Genomic DNA, 8,102 nt, shown 5'->3' with positions numbered 1-8,102 from the left:
ATCCGTCTGAAGCGCCTCGGCAAGATCCGTGCGCCGTACTACCGCATCGTCGTCGCCGACTCGCGCACCAAGCGCGACGGTCGCGTGATCGAGGAGATCGGTCAGTACCACCCCACCGAGGAGCCCTCGGTCATCAAGGTCGACTCCGACCGTGCGCAGTACTGGCTCTCCGTCGGCGCTCAGCCGACCGAGCAGGTCGCCGCGCTCCTGAAGCTCACGGGCGACTGGGGCAAGTTCAAGGGCGACAAGGACGCGGTCTCGACCGTGCGCGTCAAGGGCGAGAAGGAGGCCTTCGTGGCCGACGAGAAGAAGAAGCCCGTGCTGAAGCCCAAGGCCGAGAAGCCCGCCGTCGTCGAGGCCGAGGCTGCTGCCGACGCCGAGGCCGCCGCGGCGACCGACACCGAGGCGAACGAGGCGGCCGTCGAGGCCACCGAAGACGCTGCAGACAAGGCCTGACCTTGCTCGCACCCGCACTGGAGCACCTCGTCAAGGGCATCGTCGACAATCCTGACGACGTGCGTGTCGTGACGAAGAGCTCGCCGCGCGGCGAGGTCCTCGAGGTTCGCGTGAACCCCGACGATCTCGGCCGCGTGATCGGTCGATCGGGTCGCACCGCCAAGGCGCTGCGCACCCTCGTGACCGCGCTGGCCGATGGCAAGCGCGTGCGTGTAGACGTGGTGGACACCGATTACTGAGAACAAGAAGACCCAGTTGCGGGTGGGTCGCCTCACCAAGGCCCACGGGCTGAAGGGCGCGATCAAGCTCGAGCTGTTCACCGACGACCCGGAACGACGCTTCGTTCCGGGCGCGGTGTTCAGCCTCCAGGTGCCGACCTCGTCGCCCTGGCATGGCAAGACCCTCGAACTCGCGGAGCTGCGCTGGTACAACAGCCACCCCGTGGGCTTCTTCAAGGGCGTCTCGGACCGTTCGGCGGCCGAGGCGCTCGTGAAGGCGATCCTCTGGATCGACCTCGAGGCGAACGACGACTCCTCTGATGAGGAGGACGCCTGGTACGACCATCAGCTCGTCGGCCTCCGTGTGGAGCGCGACGGCGAGCAGGTGGGCACGGTCAAGCTCGTGGAGCACTTCCCGGCACAGGACCTGCTCATCGTGAAGACCGACTCGGGCGAGGTGATGGTGCCCTTCGTGAAGGAGATCGTGCCGTCAGTCGACCTCGTGGCGGGAATCGTCACCGTCACGCCGCCCGCGGGCCTCTTCGAGGAGCTGCCGGACGAGCCCGAGGCGCCCCCCGCCGAGTAACAGTAGAAATGCAGAGGACCGACTCCCTATACGGGGTCGGTCCTCTGCATTTCTACCGATACTCGGCACGCAATAATGGTGAGCATGTCTCACCTCATCGACGAGCTCGATCGCTCCGGTGGTGTTTCGTCGACAGCGGCGCTGGTTGCCCGCGGAGTCCCCCTCACCACAATCAACGACGCCGTCGAGCGCGAGTCGGTTCTGCGCCTCCGTCGCGGCTGGGTGGCGCTGCCGGACGGCCCATCGGATGTGATCCAAGCCGTTCGAGTCGGTGGTCGACTCGCCTGCTTGTCCGTGCTGAGACGCGAGCGTGTCTGGTGCCTGAATGACTCGCGCCTGCATGTTCGAGTCGACCCGTCCGCCCACAACCTCTCCTCCCCGCACGACCGCCGCGTCCCCCTCGGCCGCCCCGAGCGCTTCGGCATCGCGCTCCACCGCTCCCACCGCGCCGACCTCCCGGAGCCCGAGGGCCCGGTCGACCCCTTCCCCTGGGCGCTCCTCCACTCCGGCCGGATCTCCCGCACCGAGCTCGAGTTCCTCACTGCGCATCTCCCGGCCAAGTACCGCGCTCTCCTCGATCTCACCGACCCAGGAGCCGCCTCCGGCCTCGAGACGAAAGCCCGTCTCGGCCTCCATCGCTACAACATCCCGTACCGCTCCCAGGTGCAGATCCCGGGCGCCGGTCGCGTCGACATCCTCATCGGCGACCGCCTCGTGCTCGAGGTCGACGGCCGCGAATGGCACTCGGGCGCCGCGGCCTACGGGCGCGACCGGGCCCGCGACCTCGCGCTCATCGAGTGCGGCTGCCTCGTCCTGCGCCTCAGCTACGACCAGGTGATGGGGGAGTGGCCGCGCGTGATCGCAGTCATCCGTCGGCTCGTCGGCCGGCAGGAGCACCGCTGGTCGCCCCGGCATGTCAAGGAGGGCCTCGCCGTTAGGCTTTGAGGATGCGCATCGACGTCGTCACGATCTTCCCCGAGTTCTTCGACGTGCTCGACATCTCGCTCCTCGGCCGGGCTCGCCAGACGGGGCTGCTCGACGTCACCGCGCACAACCTCCGCGAGTTCACCCACGACCGCCACCGCACGGTCGACGACACCCCTTACGGCGGCGGCGCGGGCATGGTCATGAAGCCGGAGCCGTGGGGTGAAGCGCTCGACAGCATCCTGCCGACCGAAGTCCCGGCATCGGCAGACGACGCTCCCGTCGTGATCTTCCCCTCCCCGGCCGGCACCGTCTTCACACAGAAGATGGCGCGCGAGCTCGCCCAGCGCGAGCACCTCGTCTTCGGCTGCGGCCGCTACGAGGGCATCGATCAGCGCGTCTTCGAGCACGCGGCCACCCGTGCAGAGGTGCGCCTCGTGAGCATCGGCGACTACGTGCTGAACGGCGGCGAGGTCGCCGTGATGGCGATGATCGAGGCGATCGGGCGGCTGATCCCGGGGGTTGTCGGCAACCCGGAGAGCCTCGTCGAGGAGTCCCATGAGGACGGCCTGCTCGAGTACCCGAGCTACACCAAGCCGGCCGCCTGGCGCGGGCTCGAGGTGCCGCCGATCCTCCTGAGCGGCAACCACAAGGCCATCGACGACTGGCGCCGCGCCAAGCAGATCGAGCGCACCCGCACGGTGCGCCCCGACCTCCTCCCGCCCGACCTGCTGCCGAACGAGTAGGGCCGACCTCCTGCCGAACGAGTAGGGCCGACCTCCTGCCGAACGAGTAGCGCTAGCCGCGCGCGGTCAGAACGAGCGGGCCGTCCTCCGTGATCGCCACGGTGTGCTCCATGTGCGCCCCCACCGATCCGTCGGCCGACCGCAGCGTCCAGCCGTCCTTGTCGGTGTAGATCTTGTCGGTGGTCTCGAGGAACCACGGCTCGATCGCGATCACGAGTCCCACCCGGAGTGGCAGCCCGCGGTTCGCGCGCCCCTGGTTCGGCACGTGCGGGTCGCCGTGCATCGTGCGGCCGACCCCGTGCCCCCCGAAGTCGGTGTTGATGCCGTAGCCGGCCTCGGATGCGACGGCGCCGATGGCCGCCGAGATGTCACCGAGCCGTCCGCCGGGCTTGGCCGCCGCGATCCCGGCCTCGAGGGCCGCGGTGGTGACCTCGATCAGCCGCGTGTCTTCCGGAGAGCGCGGCGTGCCCACGACCACAGTGAGGGCCGAGTCCGACACCCAGCCGTCGACCGAGGCGGCGAAGTCGAGGCTCAGCACGTCGCCGTCGCGGAGCGCGTAGTCGTGGGGGAGTCCGTGCAGCACGGCGTCGTTCACGCTCGTGCAGAGCACCTTGCCGAAGGGCGAGGCGCCGAACGAGGGGTGGTAGTCGATGTAGCAGGACTCCGCACCGCGCGCCTTGATCATGTCGTGCGCGATCTTGTCGAGCTTCAGGAGGTTGACGCCCACGGCCGCCTTCGAGGCCAGCTCGGTGAGCACCGAGGCCACGAACGCGCCCGCCGGTCGCATCTGCTCGATCTCGGCCGGGGTCTTGAGCTCGATCATCCTGGAATCCTTCCGCACACTGCCGGATGCGCGGTGACGGCACCCATGAAGACCCTATACACCCGAGTCTCAGCGAACATGCGGAGAGGCTCAATACTCTGGAGTCGTGCTCATCCGTCGTGCGTTCTTCTACTGGCAGTTCCCGGCCGCAGTCATCCTGCCGGCCTGGATCCTCGTCGGCTGGGGTGTCTTCGCGGCGACGGGCTGGCAGATCCTGGGCCTCATCGTCGGCGTCATGATGCTCACGGTCGGCATGCTCGCGACCGCGGGACTGATCTTCGCGCGGAAGGACGTGCGCGCCGAGAAGTGCGTCTCCTGGCTCGACGTGGCGCTGCTCACCGTGCTGCACGGCCTCGTCATCTCGGTGGGCTTCTTCACCCCCGCCACCGCGGTGCTCGGCAGCCTCTCGGTGGTCGCTCTCATCGCCCTGTTCTGGTCGGGCATCGTGCAGCTCGTGGTCGAGACCCGCAAGCGCGTGCGCTCGGCCCTCGCGGGCTTCGAGGCCCAGGCGCACGCGCAGTCGTCGCGACTCCAGGCCCCGCCCCGCTCCACCCGGATCGACGGCGAGTACATCGTCATCGAGACCTCCGCCGACGGCCGCACCCCTCCGCGTATCTAGCGCTTTGCGGCGCGCCCGAGTTCTATGGCACAATTGACCCTTGTGCCACGGCCCGGTTCTGCCACAGGGGAGCCAGCGTTCATCGGGCACATCCACTTCTGACAAACGAAGCCGTGCTCGACCTGTGGCGGGTGCAGATTGCGAACAACCATGCACATCCTCGACTCAGTCGACGCAGCGTCGCTCCGGAGCGACATCCCCGACTTCCGTGCCGGCGACACCGTCAAGGTGCACGTGAACATCGTCGAAGGCACGCGCTCGCGCATCCAGGTCTTCCAGGGCGTCGTCATCGCCCGCAAGAACGAAGGCGTCCGCGAGAGCTTCACCGTCCGCAAGGTCAGCTTCCAGGTGGGCGTCGAGCGCACCTTCCCAGTGCACTCGCCGGTGATCGACCACATCGAGGTCGTCACCCGCGGAGACGTCCGCCGCGCCAAGCTGTACTACCTGCGCAACCTCCGCGGCAAGAAGGCCAAGATCAAGGAGAAGCGCGACGCGTAGCCTCCGAATTCACCGCATGCAGAGCGTGCGATGAAAGGCATTCTGAGCTCCCGGCCACTACAGTGGTTCGGGAGCTCAGGCGGTTAAATGACAGACATCACAGCACCCCAGAACGGGGTGCCCTCAGACGAGCAGGCTGAGGGCGACACCGCCGAACAGAGGCGGTCCAAGCGGCAGCGGAGCGCGTGGCTGTTCGCCCGCGACCTGCTCATCATCTTCGTGGTGGCCCTGCTCGCCTCCGTGCTCATCAAGACCTTCCTCGTGCGGTCGTTCTTCATCCCCTCGGGGTCGATGGAGAACACCCTGCAGATCGACGACCGCATCCTGGTCAACCAGCTCGAGCCCGGCCTGATCCCGCTCGAGCGCGGCGACGTCGTGGTGTTCCAGGATCCGGGCGGCTGGCTCCCCGCGGTCGCCGAGCCCGAGAAGAACCCGGTCGCCGCCGCCCTCGACTGGGTGCTCGAGGGGGTCGGCCTTGCGGCCGACGACGCCAACGACCACCTCATCAAGCGCGTCATCGGGCTGCCGGGCGATCACGTCGTGTGCTGCAACGCCCTCGGCCAGATGACCGTCAACGGCGTGCCGCTGGATGAGACCGCCTACCTCAAGCTGCCGGACGGGGTCTCCGCCGTCTCCCAGGAGTCCTTCGACGTCGTCGTGCCCGAGGGATCGCTCTGGGTCATGGGCGACAACCGCTACAACTCCGCCGACTCCCGCTTCAACCAGGATCAGCCGGGCAAGGGCTTCGTGCCGATCGACAACGTCGTCGGGCGCGCCATCCTCGTGACCTGGCCGGTGGATCACTGGACCTGGCTCGACAACTACGGCTCGGTGTTCAGCTCGGTTCCGGATGCGGCCGACGCCGTCGAGCCGGCGCCGGTCTCGACGACGACGGGCGGGGAGTAGTGGCGGTCGCGGATCCGACCCTGAGGCTCGAGCGGGCACTCGTGCGGGCCGGGGCCGCTGATGCCGGTGCCGGTGTCGGTGCCGGGGCATCGGATGCCGTGCTCCCGCACAGCGGGTTCGTGATCGGATGCGACGAGGTCGGTCGGGGCGCACTCGCCGGGCCCGTCGCGGTCGGCCTCTGCGTGATCGACGTGCGCCGCACCCGGTCGGTGCCGAAGGGTCTCCGCGACTCGAAGATGCTCTCGGAGCCGCGCCGGGAGGAGCTCGCGCCGATCGCCGCGTCGTGGGGCGTCGCGCATGCCGTCGGCTACGCGTCGGCCGACGAGATCGACCGGATCGGGATCAGCGCGTGCCTGGGCCTCGCGGGAAAGCGCGCCCTCTCCGAGCTGCACGCGGTGGGGGTCGATGTGATGGCCTCGACGATCATCCTCGACGGCCACTTCGACTGGCTCACACCGGCGCTCGCGACACCGCTGACGATCCGCACCCAGATCAAGGCCGACCGCGACTGCGCATCGGTGGCCGCGGCATCCGTCATCTCGAAGGTGGCCCGTGACCGCCTCATGATCGAGCACGACTCCACGCATCCGCCCTACGGCTGGGCGCGCAACAAGGGCTATGCGAGCGAGGAGCACCGCGACGCCCTGCTGGAGCGCGGCGCCACCGATCTGCATCGCCGCACCTGGCTCACGAAGCTCTTCGGCGACCCGTCCCGTGCCGAAGGTTCTGCGGCCTAGACTGGACGCACGATGGACGAGGACGAATTCGAAGACTACGACCGCGAGGTCGAGCTGGCGCTGTACCGCGAATACCGCGACGTCGTCTCGCAGTTCAAGTACGTGATCGAGACCGAGCGCCGCTTCTACCTCGCCAACGAGGTCGAGTTGGCCCGCCGTGACACGGAGCACGACTTCTACTTCGAACTCACGATGACCGACGTCTGGGTCTGGGACGTGTACCGCTCCGACCGTTTCGTAAAGTCGGTGCGCGTGCTGACCTTCAAAGACGTGAACGTCGAAGAGCTCTCGAGCAAGGACTTCGAGCTGCCCAAGGAGCTCGCGCTCGACGAGTAGGCCTCCGCCTCTCCTCCACAATTCCGCGTTCTAGGTCGTCCCTCCACAGATCCGGCCTCCCCGGTTCACCCGGTCCTTCCGCCCCGCATTCTTGTCGCGGAGGCAGCTATGAAGGCGAAAGACGAACTGGGCCGGCGCGGTGAGGGCATCGCGGTCGACTACCTGACGGAGTCGGGATTCGACATCCTGGCGCGCAACTGGCGCTGCGCGGTGGGTGAGATCGACATCGTGGCGAGAGACGGTCCCGAGCTCGTGATCATCGAGGTCAAGACGCGGTCGTCGGTCGCGTACGGGCATCCGTTCGAGGCCATCACCCCCGCCAAGCTCAAGCGGCTGCATCTGCTCGCGGCCGCGTGGGCGGCGGAGCATCCGGAGTTCCGGGCGGTGCGCCGGCGCATCGACGTGGTGGGGATCGTCTCGCCGAGCTGGGTAGCCAGTCCCCACATCGAGCACCTGCGCGAGGTGGAGTGATGGTGGCGCGCACGCTCTCGGTCGCGCTGCTCGGCCTCTCGGGAGCGGTCGTCGAGGTGGAGGCGCACATCGCCGATGCGATCCCGGGTTTCCAGCTCATCGGGCTCCCGGATGCGGCGCTCTCCGACGCGAAAGACCGCGTGCGGGCGGCCGCGGCCAACGGCGGCAGTCCGCTGCCGGCCAAGAAGATCGTCGTCAACCTCTCACCGGCGGCGCTGCCCAAGCACGGCTCCACCTACGATCTCGCCATCGCGGTGGCGGTGCTCGCGGCCGAGGGCGTGATCGACCACGCGGCCATCGCCGACGTCGTGCACCTCGGCGAGCTGAGTCTCGACGGTCGGGTGCGTCCGATGCAGGGCGTCCTCCCGGCCATCGTGGCGGCGCGAGCGGCCGGGCATCGGCGGTTCGTCGTGCCGCGGGGCAACGAGGCCGAGGCGCGCCTGGTCCCGGATGTCTCGGTCGAGACGGTCACGTCCCTCCGGGAGGCGCTCATCCGCCACGGCGCAGAGCTCGAGCCGCAGGAGCTCGAGGCGATCGTGCCGAAGGCCGTGCCGGTGCCTGCAACGGAGGTCGGCGATCTGTCCGACGTCGTGGGCAATCCCGACGCCGTCGAGGCGCTGGTGGTGGCCGCTGCGGGCGCGCACCACCTGTTCATGCTCGGTCCGCCGGGGGTACGTCCTTAACCATGTATGCGTGAAGGCATTCGAGCGGCGGGGCTTACCGTCAAACATGTGCGCGGAAGCAGCGCCTGCCCGAACCCGCCAAGCTGCTGCCCGGGCTCG

Annotated in this window: 13 protein-coding genes; 12 read left to right on the top strand and 1 reads right to left on the bottom strand. The window is 68.5% G+C overall.

Translation table 11 applies throughout. The features are described 5' to 3' along the window. The 5 genes from rpsP to trmD all read left to right on the top strand — a co-directional run. Positions 1–456 (top strand): 30S ribosomal protein S16 (gene rpsP, locus Q0D57_RS12195; protein ID WP_291043960.1); only part of this gene is annotated, 456 nt, incomplete at its 5' end. 2 nt (positions 457–458) lie between these two features. Then, positions 459–695, top strand: a complete 237-nt coding sequence (locus tag Q0D57_RS12190) for an RNA-binding protein (RefSeq protein WP_291043955.1) — start codon at positions 459–461, stop codon at positions 693–695. Further along, positions 688–1,260 (top strand): ribosome maturation factor RimM, encoded by a 573-nt coding sequence (rimM, locus tag Q0D57_RS12185; RefSeq protein WP_291044031.1) that lies wholly within the window; start codon positions 688–690, stop codon positions 1,258–1,260. Before Q0D57_RS12190 ends, rimM begins: the two co-directional genes overlap by 8 nt. A gap of 294 nt (positions 1,261–1,554) precedes the next feature. Further along, positions 1,555–2,205 (top strand): DUF559 domain-containing protein, encoded by a 651-nt coding sequence (locus Q0D57_RS12180; RefSeq protein ID WP_291044028.1) that lies wholly within the window; start codon positions 1,555–1,557, stop codon positions 2,203–2,205. 2 nt (positions 2,206–2,207) lie between these two features. Further along, entirely contained in the window at positions 2,208–2,930 is a 723-nt protein-coding gene (trmD, locus tag Q0D57_RS12175) for a tRNA (guanosine(37)-N1)-methyltransferase TrmD (RefSeq protein ID WP_291043952.1), read from the top strand. A gap of 52 nt (positions 2,931–2,982) precedes the next feature. Here trmD and map read toward each other — a convergent pair whose 3' ends face one another. Continuing rightward, positions 2,983–3,753 carry a type I methionyl aminopeptidase gene (map, locus tag Q0D57_RS12170; RefSeq protein WP_291043945.1) on the bottom strand — a complete coding sequence of 257 codons (771 nt, stop codon included), beginning with the start codon at positions 3,751–3,753 and terminating at the stop codon, positions 2,983–2,985. 106 nt (positions 3,754–3,859) lie between these two features. On the opposite strand from map, the gene Q0D57_RS12165 reads away from it, so the two are divergent. The 7 genes from Q0D57_RS12165 to Q0D57_RS12135 all read left to right on the top strand — a co-directional run bounded on the left by Q0D57_RS12165 (position 3,860) and on the right by Q0D57_RS12135 (position 8,003). Next, entirely contained in the window at positions 3,860–4,372 is a 513-nt protein-coding gene (locus tag Q0D57_RS12165; protein ID WP_291043942.1) for a hypothetical protein, read from the top strand. Positions 4,373–4,522: 150 nt separating this feature from the next. Then, the gene (gene rplS, locus Q0D57_RS12160; RefSeq protein WP_259524857.1) at positions 4,523–4,870 is read left to right on the top strand and encodes a 50S ribosomal protein L19; all 348 of its coding nucleotides are present in this window, start codon (positions 4,523–4,525) and stop codon (positions 4,868–4,870) included. 87 nt (positions 4,871–4,957) lie between these two features. Then, on the top strand, positions 4,958–5,776 hold the full coding sequence (lepB, locus tag Q0D57_RS12155; RefSeq protein ID WP_291043938.1) for a signal peptidase I: 819 nt from the start codon (positions 4,958–4,960) through the stop codon (positions 5,774–5,776). After that, a complete protein-coding gene (locus Q0D57_RS12150; RefSeq protein WP_291043935.1) occupies positions 5,776–6,513 on the top strand; it encodes a ribonuclease HII in 738 nt (245 codons plus the stop codon). Before lepB ends, Q0D57_RS12150 begins: the two co-directional genes overlap by 1 nt. 12 nt (positions 6,514–6,525) lie before the next feature. Beyond that, positions 6,526–6,849: a DUF2469 domain-containing protein gene (locus tag Q0D57_RS12145; protein ID WP_291043932.1), complete on the top strand. Its 324-nt coding sequence runs from the start codon at positions 6,526–6,528 to the stop codon at positions 6,847–6,849. 108 nt (positions 6,850–6,957) lie between these two features. Then, the gene (locus Q0D57_RS12140; RefSeq protein ID WP_291043929.1) at positions 6,958–7,320 is read left to right on the top strand and encodes a YraN family protein; all 363 of its coding nucleotides are present in this window, start codon (positions 6,958–6,960) and stop codon (positions 7,318–7,320) included. Further along, on the top strand, positions 7,320–8,003 hold the full coding sequence (locus Q0D57_RS12135) for a magnesium chelatase domain-containing protein (RefSeq protein ID WP_291043926.1): 684 nt from the start codon (positions 7,320–7,322) through the stop codon (positions 8,001–8,003). Before Q0D57_RS12140 ends, Q0D57_RS12135 begins: the two co-directional genes overlap by 1 nt. Positions 8,004–8,102: the final 99 nt, after the last annotated feature.

This window comes from Herbiconiux sp., from assembly GCF_023264895.1.
Lineage (GTDB): Bacteria > Actinomycetota > Actinomycetes > Actinomycetales > Microbacteriaceae > Herbiconiux.
Note: the sequence above shows the minus strand (reverse complement) of the source record. Positions and strands in the feature narration are given on the sequence as shown.

Coding starts and splice junctions, on each gene's coding strand:
- Q0D57_RS12135 (WP_291043926.1), top strand. CDS start 7,320: ATGGTGGCGCGCACGCTCTCGGTCGCGCTGCTCGGCCTCTCGGGAGCG.
- lepB (WP_291043938.1), top strand. CDS start 4,958: ATGACAGACATCACAGCACCCCAGAACGGGGTGCCCTCAGACGAGCAG.
- trmD (WP_291043952.1), top strand. CDS start 2,208: ATGCGCATCGACGTCGTCACGATCTTCCCCGAGTTCTTCGACGTGCTC.
- rplS (WP_259524857.1), top strand. CDS start 4,523: ATGCACATCCTCGACTCAGTCGACGCAGCGTCGCTCCGGAGCGACATC.
- Q0D57_RS12140 (WP_291043929.1), top strand. CDS start 6,958: ATGAAGGCGAAAGACGAACTGGGCCGGCGCGGTGAGGGCATCGCGGTC.
- map (WP_291043945.1), bottom strand. CDS start 3,753: ATGATCGAGCTCAAGACCCCGGCCGAGATCGAGCAGATGCGACCGGCG.
- Q0D57_RS12145 (WP_291043932.1), top strand. CDS start 6,526: ATGGACGAGGACGAATTCGAAGACTACGACCGCGAGGTCGAGCTGGCG.